This is a genomic window from Tomitella biformata AHU 1821, assembly GCF_000524475.1.
In the GTDB taxonomy this organism is placed as follows: Bacteria; Actinomycetota; Actinomycetes; order Mycobacteriales; family Mycobacteriaceae; genus Tomitella; species Tomitella biformata.
In genome coordinates this window covers 1-15,190 of sequence record NZ_BAVQ01000016.1, presented here as the reverse complement: position 1 = coordinate 15,190, position 15,190 = coordinate 1, and the positions used below count along the sequence as shown (strand labels likewise).

Here is a 15,190-nt window from a genome sequence, read left to right as displayed (position 1 = left end):
AGTCTACCAACGGGTAACCATCGCCAATGCTGCGCGTCAGCACACCTTCGCCGATTATGGCAGTTCGGGGCGATGAAGGGGGATGAGTAGGTATTTCGTGGCACGCTCGGGACAGACCCACGGAAACAAAGGGAGGATCCCCATGGCAGCCGCGACAACGATCACCAGTGTGAATCCGGCCGACGGCGAGGTGCTGCGGTCCTTCGACGCGCACACGGCCGATGAGACTGTAGAGCGGATCGCGCGGGGGCACCGGGCCTGGCTTGCCTACCGCCAGACGAGCTTTGCCGATCGAGCCCGCCTCATGTCCACAGCCGCGGACCTCCTCGATGCGGACGCCGACGAGATTGCCGCCGTCATGACCGCCGAGATGGGCAAGACCCTCGCGTCCGCTGCGGCCGAGGCCCGCAAGTGCGCGGCGGGCATGCGGTTCTACGCGGAACGCGCCGAGGCCTTCCTCGCGGATGAGCCGGGCGACGCGGACTCCGTCGGCGCGGTGGCGGCGTATACCCGCTATCAACCGCTGGGCGTGGTGCTGGCCGTCATGCCGTGGAACTTCCCGCTATGGCAGGTGATCCGCTTCGCCGCGCCCGCGCTGATGGCTGGCAACGTGGGCCTGCTCAAGCACGCGTCGAACGTGCCGCAGACCGCGCTGTACATCGAGGAGCTGTTCCGGCGTGCGGGCTTCCCCGACGGCTGCTTCCAAACGCTGCTCATCGGCTCGGACGCCGTCGAGGCTGTCCTGCGGGACCCGCGGGTCAAGGCCGCGACGCTCACCGGATCCGAGCCCGCAGGCCGCTCGGTCGCGGCGATCTGCGGCGACGAGGTCAAGCACACGGTCCTGGAGCTCGGCGGCTCCGACCCGTTCATCGTGATGCCGTCCGCAGACCTGGATAAGGCCGTGGCGGTCGGCGTCACCGCGCGGACCCAGAACAACGGGCAATCCTGCATCGCGGCCAAGCGCTTCATCGTGCACGCGGACGTCTACGAGGAGTTCGCGGCGAAGTTCACCGCACGCATGGCGGCGCTGACGGTGGGGGACCCGATGGACCCTGGCACCGATGTCGGGCCCCTCGCCACCGAGCAGGGCCGGCTGGACGTCGAGGAGCTCGTCGACGACGCCCTGGCAAAGGGGGCGACGGCCCTGTGCGGCGGCACGCGACCGGATGGGCCGGGCTGGTTCTACCCGCCGACCATTATCGCGGGCATCGCCGAGGGTATGGCGATCCACGGCGCGGAGGTCTTCGGGCCCGTCGCCTCGCTGTACCGGGTCGACGGCATCGAGGAGGCCATCGAGCTCGCGAACGCGACGGAGTTCGGGCTCGGCTCCAACGCGTGGACGCAAGACTCCGATGAGCAGGCGCGGTTCATCGCCGAGATCGAGGCGGGGGCCGTGTTCATCAACGGCATGACCACCTCCTATCCGGGCCTGCCGTTCGGCGGGGTCAAGCGCTCCGGCTACGGCCGCGAGCTGGCTGCGCACGGCATCAAGGAGTTCTGCAACGCGAAGACGGTGTGGGTGGGGGCCTGACACGGCTGGCGGGCGACCCACCTCGGGGCCGCCCGCCAGCTCTCGTCCTTCTACTCGGTCCGTCGAGCGGCGTCAGCTCACCTGCAGCTCCAGCTCGTCGTCGGTGACCACGACGGTCACCTTCTCGCCGTCATGTAGGCGCTCCTCGATGAGCAGGTCCGCCAGCCGGTCGTCGATCTCACGCTGGATGGTCCTGCGCAGCGGCCGCGCCCCGAACTCGGGCTGGTGGCCGCGCTCTGCCAGCCAATCGACCACGGCGTCGGTGAACTCGATCTCGATGTTCTTCGCGCCCAGCCGGTTCCGGCTGTCGGTCAGCAGCAGGTCGGTGATCTGGTGCAGCTGTGCGTGCTCCAACTTGCGGAAGATCACGACCTCGTCGATCCGGTTGAGGAACTCGGGCCGGAAGGACTCGCGCAGCCGCCCCATCAGCCGGTCGCGCAGCGGCTTGTCCTCGAGCTGGCCGTCCGCATCGCGGCCGCCAGTGTCGAAGCCGATGCCGCCCGAGCGGGACGAGATGATGTCCGAGCCCAGGTTGCTGGTCATGATCAGCACCGTGTTCGTGAAGTCCACGGTGCGGCCCTGGCCGTCGGTGAGGCGGCCGTCGTCGAGCACCTGCAGCAGCAGGTTGAACACGTCCGGGTGCGCCTTCTCCACCTCGTCGAGCAGCACCACCGAGTACGGGTTGCGGCGGACCTGCTCGGTGAGCTGTCCCGCCTCGCCGTAGCCGACGTAGCCGGGAGGAGCCCCGACCAGACGGCTGACCGTGTGCCGCTCGCCGAACTCGCTCATGTCCAGGCGGATCATTTTGTCGTCGTCGCCAAAGAGGTTGGCGGCCAACGCCTTCGCCAGCTCCGTCTTGCCGACGCCGGTGGGGCCAAGGAACAGGAAGCTACCGACGGGGCGGCCCGGATCGGCCATCCCGGTGCGGTTACGCCGCACCGCCCGCGCGATCGCCGCCACCGCGTCGTGCTGCCCGATGACGCGCTGGTGCAGCTCGTCCTCGAGCCGGCGCAGGCGGTCCTTGTCCTGCTCCGTCATCTGGCTGGCGGGCACGCCGGTGGCCCGCGCGACGATCTGCGCGATGTCCTCGGCGGTGATCTCGGACGGACCGTCCCCCTTGCCTGTCGGGTGGTTGATGCGCGACTGCAGCTTCGCAATGCGATCCCGCAGCGTGCCCGCCGCCTCGTAGTCCTCGGCGGCGACGGCCGCGTCCTTCTCCACGGTGAGCAGGTCCAGCTGCTCCGTCAGCGCGCCGACGTCGGTGCGCGCCAGGCGCTTCCGCGCGCCGGCCTGGTCCATCAGGTCGATGGCCTTGTCCGGCAGGCGGCGATCCGGCAGGTACCGCACGGACAGCTCGACGGCCGCCGTCAGCGCCTCGTCGGTGTAGGTGACGCCGTGGTGCTCCTGGTACGCGCCGCGCAGCCCGGACAGGATCGCGATGGCGTCCTGCTCGTTGGGCTCGTCGACCTGCACGGGCTGGAACCTGCGCTCCAGCGCGGGGTCCTTCTCGATGTGCTTGCGGTACTCGTCCAGGGTGGTCGCGCCGATCACGTGCAGCTCGCCGCGCGCCAGCTTCGGCTTGAGCATGTTGCCCGCGTCGACCGCGCCCTCGGCCCCGCCGGCCCCGACGATGGTGTGCAGCTCGTCGATGAACAGCAGGATCTCGCCGGCGTGCGCGGAGATCTCGTCGAGCACCCCGGTCATGCGCTCCTCGAAGTCGCCGCGGTACTTCGCGCCGGCCAGCATGCCCGGCAGGTCCAGGGCGACGACGCGCTTGCCCAGCAGCACCTCGGGCACGTCGCCCTCGGCGATGCGCAGGGCCAGGCCCTCGACGATGGCGGTCTTGCCGACGCCTGCCTCGCCGATCAGCACCGGGTTGTTCTTGGTCCGACGCATGAGGATCTCGACCGTCTGCTCGATCTCCTGGGCGCGCCCGATCACCGCGTCGATATGGCCGCCGCGGGCTCGCTCGGTCAGGTCCACGCCGTACTTGTCCAGGTTGGGTGTGGCCGACTGGGCCTCCTCGGCGTCGTCCGGCTCCTGCCCGGAGGCGAGCTGCTGCAGGCGCTCCGGGGTCAGGCCCGCCTCGTTGAGCAGGCGGCCGGCCGTCGTGTCCGGGGACATGACCAGCGCCAACAGCACATGCTCGGGGGCGACGCGCTCGCTGCCGAAGGCCTGGGCCGCGCGCCAGGACTCGCTGAGGACCTCGCCCGCGCTGGCGCCGAAGCCGACGGCCCCGCGGTGCGCCATGCCGGCGGGCAGGCTGTTCTTGGCCAGGCCGGCGAGCTCGGTCGGATTGATGCCGGCGCGGCCGAGCAGCTCGGCGGCGCCGGGGTTGGCGGTCAGCGCGCGCAGGATGTGCAGCGCGTCGACCTCGCGGGCCCCGTGGGTGGTGGCATCACGCAGTGCCACGCCGATCAGCTGGCGGGTGTCCGGGTCCGCCACTTTGGACATGTCGAACCGGCGCGCGCCGCCGCCCATGCGGGCGAGGTACTGGGAGAACAGATCGTAGGCGTCGTTATCGCGGCCGGAGCCGTAGTTGACGGGCATATGGGATCCTCCTCGAGCTTGAGTGTTACTGACTCAACTAACCGCGTTGTGCGCTGGATAATTCCCGCGGCCCAAACCGCAGGTGAGCGTGGGGCACTCAGGTATCGGCATTTGGGGGTTTGGTGGAAGGTTCCGGGATGCACTTCGGTTGGACCAGGCGTGAAGCTCTCTCTCCTTGATAGATCCCGAACCAGGGCTGGTCGACCCGACGCGGAGGGCCTCACCGGCTCAGTCGACCGCGCGGTCTGGGCGGAGGCGATGGGCTATGAGAGATTCTGGGTGGCCGAGCACCACTCGGTGCCCGGCGTCGCGAGCGGTTCGCCGGCGGTGCTGCTCGCGGCGATCGGCGCGCGGACCGACCGGATCCGGCTTGGCTCGGGCGGCGTCATGCTGCCCAACCATCAGCCCTACGTGGTCGCCGAGCAGTTCCAGATGCTGGCTGCCCTCCACCCGGATCGCATAGACCTCGGCATCGGTCGGTCGCGGGGGTTCACCGAGCCGGTCCGCGATGCTTTGCGTGATCACCGCGCATCCGATTTCGAGGCCGATATCGGAGAGCTCCGCTCCTATCTCGACGACACCGCATCGGTGACGGTGCGGCCGCGCACCGTCACCGATGCGGCGATCCCGATGTTCTTGCTGGCCACCGGCGCCGGCATCCAGATCGCCAGCCGCCTGGGGCTACCGGTGGTGATCGGCGGGCCGGTCTTACGCAAGGACGCGCTCGCCGACATCCTCGTCGCCTACCGCCGGGACTTCCGGCCATCGACGAGCGCTGCGGCGCCGCACGTGATCATCTCGCTCGATGTCACGCTCGCCGATGACGACGGGGCCGCTCGCGATTTGGCGCTCCCCGAGGCGTGGGCGATGGCGAGGTCGCGCCAAGTCGGCGAGTTCGGCCCGCTGGAGAGCGTGGACGCGATTTTGGCCCAGCACTGGACGAGCCAGGTGCGTGCGCGGGTGGAGTCCTCGCTCGACGCCGCGGTGCTTGGATCCCCGGCCACGGTGCGCAGGCAACTTGAGGAGTTGGCCGAGCGCACCGGCGCCGATGAGCTGCTGGCCTCGACCTCCACGTATGACCGCCACGCGCTGCGGGCCTCGGATGAGTCTCTGCGGGCGCTGCTCCGCTAGCCGACAGGTCTCGGTGGAGTCTGCGGCCCTCAGCTGGGGTCGGGTGCCGGCTCCTCGCGGGCGATATGGCTGCGCGCGTGGGCCAGCGCTAGCTCGTAGTCGCGGAACATGTGGTTCTCATGCCGCAGCGAGTCGAATAGGCCCACCGCGTCTGTCACCTGCTGGAAACGGGGTTGGACGCCGTCGAGCAGCACGGTCTTGCCGCGCCGCTCGAGGCCGGAGACTATCTCGACCAGGGCATGCGCGCCCGACGCGTCGAGCATCCGCACCTGGTCCAGCCGCAGGATCACCACCCGCACCCCGGTCACGGCGCTGACATCCGTTAGCACCCGCTCGGAGGCGCCGAAGAACATCGCGCCGGCGAGCCGGAATACGGCGATGTGCTCGTCGCCGTCGGCCGGCGACTCCGAGGCGGGGAGCCGGGTGACGCCAGACTGCTCGGCCACGGTCCGCAGCGCGAAGAACACCGCGACCAGCACCCCGATGAGGATCGCGAAGATGAGGTCGAACGCGATGGTGATGACCGCGGTGACGACGAATGCCAGAGCGTCGGAGCGGGTGGTGCGCAGGATTGAGCGGACCGTCGCGCGGCTGCTCATCCGGCTGGCCGTCACCATCAGCACCCCGGCCAGCGCCGCCAGGGGGATCTTGCCGACCATGCCCGCCGCCAGATAGACGACGGCGAGTAAAACGATCGCGTGGAACAGCGCCGCGAAGCGCGTCCGGGCGCCGCTGCGGACCGCGACGGCCGTGCGGGCGATCGCCCCGGTGGCGGGCATCCCGCCGAACAGGCCCGATGCGACGGACGCCAGGCCCTGGCCCACCAGCTCGCGGTCGGGGTTGTATGAGCCGGTCTCGGCCATGCTCGCGGCGACCCGGGCGGACAGCAGTGACTCGATCGCGGCCAGCACGGCCACGGCGAAGGCGGGGATCAGCAGCGACTGGATCATCGCGGGCGACATGGGCGGCAGCGTCGGGCTTGGCAGGGAGCTCGGCAGCGCTCCGATCCGGGGGATGTCGAGATTCAGCAGTTCGACGACGACCGTGGCGATGACCACCGCGATCAGGCTGGCCGGGATGGCAGAGCGCCAGCGGGGCAGGCCGATCACGATGGCGGTCACCAGCAACACGAGGCCGATGGTGATCGCCACCGTCGGCCACTGGGCCACGGAGATGGCCTCGGCCGCCGCGACGACGGTGTTCTGTCCGGCCGCCACCTCGGTGCCCGTGGCCATGGGGACCTGCTGCAGGAAGATGATGACGCCGATGCCCAGCGTGAAGCCCTCGACCACGGGCCAGGGGATCAGGGCCACCGACCGGCCCAGGCCCAGCGCGCCCATCAACAGCACGAGCGTGCCGGCCATCAGGCTCAGCAGGGCCACGGCGCCCACCCCGTGCGTGGCGACGATCGGGGCGAGGATGACGACCATCGCGCCCGTCGGGCCGGAGACCTGGACGTTGGAGCCGCCGAAGATGGCGGCGACCGCGCCCGCGACGATCGCGGTGACGAGCCCCGCCGCGGCCCCGACGCCCGAGCTCACGCCGAACGCGAGGGCGAGTGGGAGCGCGATGATGCCGACCGTCAGGCCTGCCGTGACGTCCGGCCGCCAGGTGGTGCGAACCGGGGACCAATCACCTTTGGTGGGAAGCAAACCTCGGGTGTGGGCAGCCCAGCGCATTGACGCTCCTCGCTCTGGGGGACAGCCCCGGAATCAGCTCGGGGCGTCGCCGACACCCCACATCGAGGCTCATCCTATCTGAGCAGGGGTTTAGCGATCTGAGACCGGGAAAAGCGAAGCGGGGCGCCCTCCGTGAAGAGGATGCCCCGCTCGTTCGTGCTGTGCCCCCAGCCGGGCTCGAACCGGCGACCTGCAGATTACAAGAGGCACGATTCACCCCTTCCGACCGAAGTCACACCTAGTGGCATGACCGAATCACACGAGTGTGATTTCAACGCCTGTGATTTCGGCTGGTAGACCTTCCGACATGCCCCTGATCTCTGAATGGGAGGTCTGGCAGCATGCCGCCCGGCGCTCTCCTATCACCATCGCCGAGCGCACCCGCGTGATCCGCAACCTGGAACGCGAGACCGGCCGCCTCGCGGCGCTCCTGGAGCCGGTCGAGATCGTCCGCTGGTTCGCCGCGCACGCCGATCACTGGTCCGCCGGCACCCACGTGACGTACCACTCCTACGTCGCCCAGTGGTTTGGCTGGCTGCAGCTGCAGGGCCACCGCTACGACAATCCGATGATCCGCGTGGGCACGCCGCGCGCCCCCGACCGGATCGCCCGCCCGGTCGCCGACGCGGAGCTGATGCGCCTGCTCTCGATCAACATGCACCGCCGCACGCGGCTGATGATCCTGCTCGCCGCGCTCGCCGGCCTGCGCGCGCACGAGATCGCGAAGTTTCGCGGCGAGGACATCGACCTCGCGCGCCAGCAGATGACGGTGATCGGCAAGGGCGGCCGCACGAAGGTGCTCCCGGTGCACCGCATCCTGCTCGCCTACGCGGACCTGATGCCGCGCCACGGATTCTGGTTTCCGGCGCCGGTTACCCGCGCCGGCCAGCACGTGCACCGCAAGTCGGTCAGCCAGATTGTGTCCCAGGCGATGCGGCGGGCCGGGGTGCGGGGGACCGCGCACAGCCTGCGGCACTGGTACGGGACCACGCTGCTGGAGGACGGCGCGGACCTGCGCGCGGTGCAGGAGCTGCTGCGCCACCAGTCGATCGCGACGACCCAGATTTACACGAAGGTGCCGGAGGCCGGCCGACGCGGCGCGGTCGACCGGCTCGACCCCTACCGGGCCGCCTAGGGCGTCGGCCGGACGAACGTCACCGATAGGCGCGGCCATGCCGCGCCGCCGATCCATGCCGTGCCGAGGTTGCGGGCGGTGCCCGAGGTCTGGGTAGCGCGGAGCCGGATCAGGTCGCCGGCCTGTAGCGCCAGCTCGGTCGAGAGCGAGTGCCCCCGGAACCACGCTGCGGACGCGTCGCCCTCGGCGAGCAGCAGCGTGGAGATGCCGGAGCGGGTGCGGGTCAGCGCGATGATCTCGTTGAAACCGTCTGTCTCCCACGCGGCGAACGCGCTCACGCGGTAGATGCCGGCGGTGCGGGCGTAGATGCCCGAGGCTGAGGCCATCGCGACGCCGCCGGGCTTGGTGTCCCACTCGGTCACAGTCCACGCGGCGAAGGTGTCCGCGCCGTTGGGGATTGAGAGGTTAGTCGAGCGGGTCATCGAGCACGAGGCGATCTCGGAGGCGGTGGTCGGCGGTATCTCGGCGGCGGCCAGGGCGGCGTCGATGCCGAGGGCCATCGCCCGCATCTGTTGCGCCCCTTCATAGATCGGGTCGCCCTCGGACGGGTACGGGATGCCGTAGACGGGGGTGGTGGGCATGGGGGTGTCTCCTAGTCGAGTTCTTCGTGGATCTCGGGGGTGTCGGCGGCGAGGTGCCGGAGGTCGCCCCATGTGGTGGAGCGGTCGAAGCGGTAGCCTGCGCCCTCGGCCGGCGCGCCCCACGTCAGGTCGCGCTCGGGGGTCGGCGACATCACCGGCACCGGCGCGGGCTTGGGGAACCACCACCACGGCACCGAGGGCGTGGTCGTGGTCCAGCGGTATTGCCGGATGCCGGCCCACGTCATCGCGGCGGCCGCGCCGACGGGCGTGGTGGTGTCCATCATCTGCACGTCGAGCGCGATCGCCCAGCCACGCTTGGCGGTGTACGTGACGACGCCGCCGAGCGGGGAGTACAGGGGCGGGGTGCCCGATATGCCCTCGTAGAGCCAGCGGTGCAGCTCGTCGCCATTGAGATACGCGCTGCGCGTGTTCTCACAGCCCTGCAGGAGCCAGCGGGCGAGGCCCTCGGTGATGAACTCGTGGCCGGGCTTGGCGGTCACGACGGGGTGCCGGGGCGTGCGGGCCTCGGAGCGCACCTTGTCCCAGACGTTATCGAGGGTGGGGTCTATCGTGGTGCCGTTGTCGAGCCAGCTGGTCCACGCGAGGGCGCGGCGGGAGTCGCCGGGCACGACCTCGGAGCGCACGGTGGTCCAGTCGCCGTACCCGGTGGAGAAGTCTTTCCACTGGCATTCCAGGGTGTTGATATCGGTATCGCGCGAGGCGGTCAGCGCCAGCTCGGCGGCAAGCTCGCAGCCGGAGAGTCCGATGCCGGGGTACACGATGCCGTCCACGGTCACGTCGGAGGACATGAGCATGACTGCGCCGGTGCCGGTGTCGAACGTGGCCAGGCGCATGGCCATGGGCTGCGAGAGCCGGATCGACTGGCGTATGTCCTGGGTCTCGGGGTCGTAGCTGTAGGTGTCCGCGCCCATGCTGCGGTAGAAGTCGGCGCACAGGTCGAGCGCCGTCTTGTTCGCCACGTCAAGGGGCCACGTCGTGGCCTCGACGTAGCCGGGCCAAAAGTAGAAGTCTCCAATGCCTGATTGTGACTGCGCGGCAAGGGATTTGATGCGGATAGCGCGGGCGAGCATCGACTCGGACGGCCAGGTTTCGGGGAAGGTGATCATGTTGCCGAGGTCGGCGGTCATGTCGGCGGCGGTGATCTCGACCTGCCAGACACGCGCGCCGGTGGCGGTCGTGTTCGCGGTCCGGCGAGCATCGACATGGGCGGTGCGGCCACGGAACAGGGTGCCGGTGATCGGGTCGCCGGTGGTGGGGCCGGTCGGGGTGCCGGACCAGCCGAAGATCACGGCCAGGCCGAGCGCGGTGCCGTCGCGCACGCGCCGCCCCCAGTGCCCGGTCGCGTCGATCACGGCCAGCCGGGCCGAGGCCGGCTCGGCGTCGGCCAGGTAGTCGGTGCGCCCCCAGGTCGTGACAATATCGTCCAGTGCCAGGGGCGCGAGGTCGAGCAGCGAGGGATCACACTCGACGGGCACGCCGCCGATGGTCAGCGTGGGGGTGATATGCCAGCCCATCAGGTCACCTGATTCCGGATCGGGTGGAGCGGCCCATCGAGGCGGGGGTGAGTCCGCGCGTCGAGGCGTCGAGCGCGAGCACGTCGCGGATCTCGGCGGCGACACGGCGCGGGTCCACGATGCCGGAGCCGTCCACGGTGATGTTCACGTTCGTGACGTTGGTGGTGCCGCCGCCGCCGGCGAGGCTGGCGAGGCCGGCGAGCGGGGACGCCGCGGCGGTCAGCTCGGGCTGCGGGGCGGCGAACGTGGCCGGGGCGGCCGGGTAGAACCTCGTGTAGTCCAGGGCAGCGGGCACCATGTTGAGCCCATCCGCGCCGCCCGCGCCGAACAGGTCCGAGATCCACGACGGCGGGGACGGGAACTTGATCCGGCCGATCCAGCCGATGAGCGAGGACACCAGGTCGATCACGGCACGGATCGGGGCCAGCAGCAGGTCCACCGCGCCCTTGGCGATGTTCATCGCGCCCTCGAAGATGCCGCCGACGCCGCCGACCTTGTCGAGCAGCTGGCCGACCCAGTTGATGACGCCGGAGACCGCGTCCACGACCCACTGCCACACGGCGGCGGCCGCCGACGCCACGGCGGTGACGACGTTGCGGAAGGTCTCGCAGTTGTTCCACAGGAGCACGATCACGGCGATCACGGCGACAATCGCGATCACGATCAGGCCGAACGGGTTCGCGTTCAGCGCGGCGTTCAGTGCCCACTGCGCGGCGGTCATGACGCCGGTGGCGACCGCGCCGGCGGCCATTGCGACCTTCTGCGCGAGGAACGCCGCGCCCTGCAGCGCGAGCGCGCCGACGGTCGAAGCGGACGAGGCGACCCACGCGGCGGCCGACGCGAGCGCGGAGCCGATGGACTGGGCTTTGGCGGCCAGCCAGGTGGCGGCGGCCGAGACGCCGATCGCGGCCATGGTGGCCGCGTACTGGACGCGGAAGGTCAGCCAGGCGGCGCCGGACGCGATCGCCGAGCCGATCGCCTGCGCCTTCGCGACGGCCCAGGCGGCGGCGGACTGCACGCCGATGCCGACCATCATCGCGGCGTACTGGACGCGGAAGGTCAGCCAGGCGGCGGCGGACGCGATCGCCGCGCCGGCGGCTTGGGCCTTCGCGGTCAGCCAAGCGGCGGCGGACTGGACGCCGATACCGACCATCATCGCCGCGTATTGGACGTAGAACACCGCCCAGGACACGCCGGACGCGATCGCCGCGCCCATCGCCTGGGCCTTGACGATCAGCCACTTGACGCCGTTCACGAGGGCCATCAGCGCGTGGTACAGCTTCAGGGCGGCGTTCACGGCGTACACGGCGGCCGCGACGCCGAGCACGACGAGGGCCATTTTTTGCAGGGTGTCGGTGTTCTCCTTCGCCCAGGTGGCCATCTTCCCCAGCTCGGTGGCCACGCCGGCGACGACGGGGAGCAGCGCCTCGCCGAGAGCGGCCTTCGCGTTCTTCACCTCGGCGGACATGCGCTGCTGCGCGCCAGCGGCGGTCTCGGACTCGCGGGCGAACTGGCCAGTGGCGGCGGCGGTCTGCTCGTTGAGCAGGGCCAGGCGGGCCTGGGTCTCGGCGTTGCGTTTCGCCTCGCCCTCCAGCTTGGACAGGCCCTGCGCGGCCAGGCGGGCGTTCACGTCGGACTGCTTGATGGACACGCCGTAGCGCTCGATCGGGTCCGTCTCGCCACGGAACAGGCTAGAGAGCGCCTCGACGGCCTCGGAGGTCGTGCCGCCGAACATCGCCGACAGGTCTGCGGCCTTCGCGATCAGGGCGTCGGTGGTGCCGACAACCTCGTCCATCGGCACGCCGAGGTTCTTGAACTGGGAGCCGACGACGGCGGCGAACTGGCTGTATTCGGACGTGGCCAGGCCCACGGTCTGGGCCGCGCCGGCGGCGAGCTTGTCCACGGCCTCGGCCTGGGCCGCGAACACGGACTCGACCGCGCCGGCGGACTGCTGCAGCGCGGACGCCTCATCGAACGCCGCTTTACCCACGGCGGCGAGCGCGCCGACGACGGCGGTCACGCCGATGGCCGCGCGGCCCGCCATGGACTCGAACTTGTCGAACTTCGAGGCGGTCTCGTCCAGCCCGCGTGACGCGCCGGCGGCGTCGGCAATGATCTTGATGGCGAGAATTGCCGTCTTGTTCGCCACAGCCACTATCCTTTCGCGGCCTCAGAGGCCTCGGTGATCACGTCGATATAGGTCGCGATCTCGTCGTCGGTCAGCTCCACCAGATCGCGGAGCGGGATATGCGTCGCGACGGAGAGCGCGATGAGCAGACGGGTGTGCGACCCGTCTAGATAGGGTCCGCCGCATCGTCCTCATCGTCGGATTCGATATCGACGCATCGGGTCTCGGAGAACTCCTCCCACGTGCAGTCGACCTGCTTGGTGCGGGTCAGGCCCGCCCAGGCGAGGAACGTCATGCCGATGAACGGGGACTCGGAGAACGGACCCCACTTGTGTTTGCGGCTGGTGCGGTCCCACGCGATGCGGTCGGGGTTGCGGGTTTCCACGGTCAGCTTCTCGCCGGTGTCCATGGTGACAATCAGTGCGGACATATTAGATTCCTCTGATGGTGTTCAGGATTGCTTCGATTTCTTCGGTGTACATGCCGAACCAGCGCGGTTCTTCTTTCCGTGCTGCGTCGGAGAGCCACGGCTGCGCCGCGATGTTCCGTTTCTTGTATCCCCAGTGAATGGCGTTCGCGTAGGGGATGCGCGCGCCGCCGGCGCGGACGATCGCGGCGGTCTGTGTCGCGCCGGGGCGCACGGAGCTGGCGAGCTTGCCCGAGCGGCGCGGGGTGCTCGGCTGGCCTGCGCGGGTGACGACGCCGGCGACCTCTTTGTGGGTCTCTTTGAGCTGGGTCACGTCCACGCCGGCGCGTCGCATCGACGCGCGGAGTTGACGTCCGCCCTCGACGGACACGACGGCCTGCGCCATGGCTAGGCCATCGGGGTGACGGTGGGCTGGCCCACGAGGGACCACTCGAAGTCTGCGGTGGGCTTGGTCTTGACGTCGCCGCCGATCTCCAGGGGGTCCACGGTGACGATGCCGGCGAACGCTTGGCCCACGGCCGTGCTGGGGGTGAACGTGAACGGGAGCTGCGCGCCGGCGTTGGTCAGCGACCACAGGTTGACGCCGTCGGGGGACAGGTCCTGGACGAGGGTGCCGTTGAGGGTCCATGTGTAGGTGACCTCGCCGGGGACCACGTCGCCGCACAGCACGTTCAGGTCGTCCTCGGCGTCCTTGTCAGGCGAGAGCTTGGCGCTGGTGATCTGGCAGGACATATCCTGCAGCGTGCCGGTCTCGCCGATCGTCAGCGTGCCGGGGCCCATCTTGTAGCTGTTCGCAGCCATGGTGAATCTCCTTGTGTCTTAGGGGGTTTCAATCTCGGCGGTGACCATGTAGGCCGGGAGCGGGCCGCCGCCGGCGGGGAGCCGGATGCCCTCGTCCAGGACTGTGTCCTGATCGGGGTCGATGACGGTCAGGGCCTTGTCGAGCATTTCGGACAGGGTGCGGTGGGCCTGCATCGTGCCCACGTCGGGTGCGATGAGGTAGATGCGGACGCGGACCACGCCGCCGCCGCATAGGAGCGAGTGCTCCACCTTGTCCACGGCGACCCACGCGCATGGCGGGTTCAGGTCGGCGGGCTCGGCGGTCGCGGACAGGCCGGCGGATTTCAGCTCGTCGATGACGCCGCCGATCACGGCGGGCACGTCGAGGGCGGGGGTGAAGGCCATCAGCCGACCGCCGGGGCGGTATAGCGGCCCAGGTCCAGGAGCAGCGCGAGATCGGGGTCGTTGCGCTGGACGTAGGCGGTGCCCATATCGCCGAACGACTCGACGCCGGCGGGGCTGTTGCGGCGGCGGTAGAGGCGGGCGGCGAGCATGATCCCGCCCTGGGTCCACTTGGGCCGCCACACGGCGGGGTCGCCTTTCCATCCGCCGATGAGGTCGATCACGGCGGCGGTGGTCCCCTCGAGCAGGTCCGTGTCCACGCCGGCGTCGAGGCGGAGGTATTGGCGGACCTGTTCGGCGGTGAACGGGGCCGGGGCGGGGGTGGTCACGCCGTGACCGGCGGGGTGTAGGTGACCTTGGCGATGCCGTTGGCGTTGTGCAGCAGGGTGGCGTAGTAGCCGAACACGCCGGCGTCGCGGCCACCGTGCGCGAGGTTGACGGTCTCCACGCGGATCGGGGAGCCGCCCAGCTCGTAGAACGTCGCGGCGGGCTTCGCGCCGACGATGACGGTGCCGGCGGGCACCTGCGAGGTCTGCACGAACTTGTCGGGCTCGATGCCGAGCAGGCCCAGGAACTCGGGCACGTCGAGCTTGGTGAAGTCCAGCAGCGATTCCATGTCCACGTCGTTGACGAGGGCGTAGGTGGCCTTGGCGCGGGACTTCTGCTTGACCGAGCGTGCGCCTCGGGCGACGGCGCGGAGCAGGTCGGGCGCGTCGCCGGCGGCGGTCGCCGAGGCGAGGACGAACGCGGCGGCCTTCGCGTCGGACTGCATCGCGTAGGACTCGGTCATCGCGGCGAAGTAGGCGCGGATGAACTCGGCGTCGTTGAAGTCGAAGAACTTCCTGTCGATATCGTGCGCGCCGGCCAGGCGGGCGGCCTCCACGGACACGGACTCGGTGGTCGGCAGGTTGGTGTGCACCTCGGCCTTGTCGCCGGCGTAGTCGCCGACCGTGGGCTTGTTGACCCAGCGCCAGCCGGTGATCTGCCAGTGCGCGAGCGGCGCGTGGGTCAGCAGCGGGACGATCTCGCGCTGGAAGGATAGGCCGGACCACAGCTCGCCGACCCAGCCGTCTGGGGAGACCCACGGGTTCGCGGAGCGGGTGATATCGGCCAGGGCGGCGGTCAGGTCCGGCGATCCGCCGCGCACCGCGTGCAGGGTGTCGAGGACGTTGGACAGGGTGCGCGGGATGCGGGCGGCGGACGCGGTCAGGCTGGCGGGCGCGGCGGCGAACGGGATCGGTGCGGCCGGTGCGGCCGGCGCGGGCGGCGCGGCGGGGGCGGGCTGCGCGGGCGGCGCGGCGGGGGCGGGCT

14 protein-coding genes are annotated in these 15,190 nt (G+C 70.2%); 3 read left to right on the top strand and 11 right to left on the bottom strand.

Going from position 1 to position 15,190, the window contains the following annotated elements; genetic code table 11:
- The first annotated feature begins 142 nt into the window (after nucleotides 1–142).
- A complete protein-coding gene (locus tag TBIF_RS07455) occupies nucleotides 143–1,531 on the top strand; it encodes an NADP-dependent succinic semialdehyde dehydrogenase (protein WP_038170328.1) in 1,389 nt (462 codons plus the stop codon).
- Between the two features lie 72 nt (nucleotides 1,532–1,603).
- Here the strand turns inward: TBIF_RS07455 and TBIF_RS07450 are convergent, their stop codons facing one another.
- Nucleotides 1,604–3,985, bottom strand: coding sequence for an ATP-dependent Clp protease ATP-binding subunit (locus TBIF_RS07450; protein ID WP_372435170.1), 2,382 nt, complete (start codon nucleotides 3,983–3,985; stop codon nucleotides 1,604–1,606).
- 255 nt (nucleotides 3,986–4,240) lie between these two features.
- Between TBIF_RS07450 and TBIF_RS07445 the strand changes: the two genes are divergently transcribed.
- Nucleotides 4,241–5,212 (top strand): MsnO8 family LLM class oxidoreductase, encoded by a 972-nt coding sequence (locus TBIF_RS07445; RefSeq protein ID WP_024794203.1) that lies wholly within the window; start codon nucleotides 4,241–4,243, stop codon nucleotides 5,210–5,212.
- Nucleotides 5,213–5,241: 29 nt separating this feature from the next.
- Here the strand turns inward: TBIF_RS07445 and TBIF_RS07440 are convergent, their stop codons facing one another.
- The gene (locus tag TBIF_RS07440; RefSeq protein WP_038170327.1) at nucleotides 5,242–6,891 is read right to left on the bottom strand and encodes a SulP family inorganic anion transporter; all 1,650 of its coding nucleotides are present in this window, start codon (nucleotides 6,889–6,891) and stop codon (nucleotides 5,242–5,244) included.
- 307 nt (nucleotides 6,892–7,198) lie between these two features.
- Between TBIF_RS07440 and TBIF_RS23190 the strand changes: the two genes are divergently transcribed.
- Nucleotides 7,199–8,026 carry a tyrosine-type recombinase/integrase gene (locus TBIF_RS23190; protein ID WP_051461411.1) on the top strand — a complete coding sequence of 276 codons (828 nt, stop codon included), beginning with the start codon at nucleotides 7,199–7,201 and terminating at the stop codon, nucleotides 8,024–8,026.
- Here the strand turns inward: TBIF_RS23190 and TBIF_RS23185 are convergent.
- From TBIF_RS23185 to TBIF_RS07385, 9 genes are all read right to left on the bottom strand, one after another.
- Nucleotides 8,023–8,607, bottom strand: a complete 585-nt coding sequence (locus TBIF_RS23185) for a hypothetical protein (protein WP_038170326.1) — start codon at nucleotides 8,605–8,607, stop codon at nucleotides 8,023–8,025. The two genes, TBIF_RS23190 and TBIF_RS23185, sit on opposite strands and share 4 nt — an antisense overlap.
- Before the next feature lie 11 nt (nucleotides 8,608–8,618).
- A complete protein-coding gene (locus TBIF_RS07425; protein ID WP_024794200.1) occupies nucleotides 8,619–10,142 on the bottom strand; it encodes a hypothetical protein in 1,524 nt (507 codons plus the stop codon).
- 4 nt (nucleotides 10,143–10,146) lie between these two features.
- A complete protein-coding gene (locus TBIF_RS24425) occupies nucleotides 10,147–12,291 on the bottom strand; it encodes a hypothetical protein (protein WP_051461410.1) in 2,145 nt (714 codons plus the stop codon).
- 145 nt (nucleotides 12,292–12,436) lie between these two features.
- The gene (locus tag TBIF_RS23175) at nucleotides 12,437–12,700 is read right to left on the bottom strand and encodes a hypothetical protein (protein WP_024794199.1); all 264 of its coding nucleotides are present in this window, start codon (nucleotides 12,698–12,700) and stop codon (nucleotides 12,437–12,439) included.
- Between the two features lies 1 nt (nucleotide 12,701).
- On the bottom strand, nucleotides 12,702–13,082 hold the full coding sequence (locus TBIF_RS07405) for a hypothetical protein (RefSeq protein ID WP_024794198.1): 381 nt from the start codon (nucleotides 13,080–13,082) through the stop codon (nucleotides 12,702–12,704).
- A 2-nt stretch (nucleotides 13,083–13,084) separates the two neighbouring features.
- Nucleotides 13,085–13,498 (bottom strand): hypothetical protein, encoded by a 414-nt coding sequence (locus tag TBIF_RS07400; protein WP_024794197.1) that lies wholly within the window; start codon nucleotides 13,496–13,498, stop codon nucleotides 13,085–13,087.
- A gap of 18 nt (nucleotides 13,499–13,516) precedes the next feature.
- On the bottom strand, nucleotides 13,517–13,882 hold the full coding sequence (locus TBIF_RS07395; RefSeq protein ID WP_024794196.1) for a hypothetical protein: 366 nt from the start codon (nucleotides 13,880–13,882) through the stop codon (nucleotides 13,517–13,519).
- The gene (locus TBIF_RS07390; protein WP_024794195.1) at nucleotides 13,882–14,208 is read right to left on the bottom strand and encodes a hypothetical protein; all 327 of its coding nucleotides are present in this window, start codon (nucleotides 14,206–14,208) and stop codon (nucleotides 13,882–13,884) included. Before TBIF_RS07390 ends, TBIF_RS07395 begins: the two co-directional genes overlap by 1 nt.
- The coding region (locus TBIF_RS07385; RefSeq protein ID WP_024794194.1) for a phage major capsid protein at nucleotides 14,205–15,190 on the bottom strand (986 nt) is incomplete at its 5' end. The genes TBIF_RS07390 and TBIF_RS07385, both read right to left, overlap by 4 nt.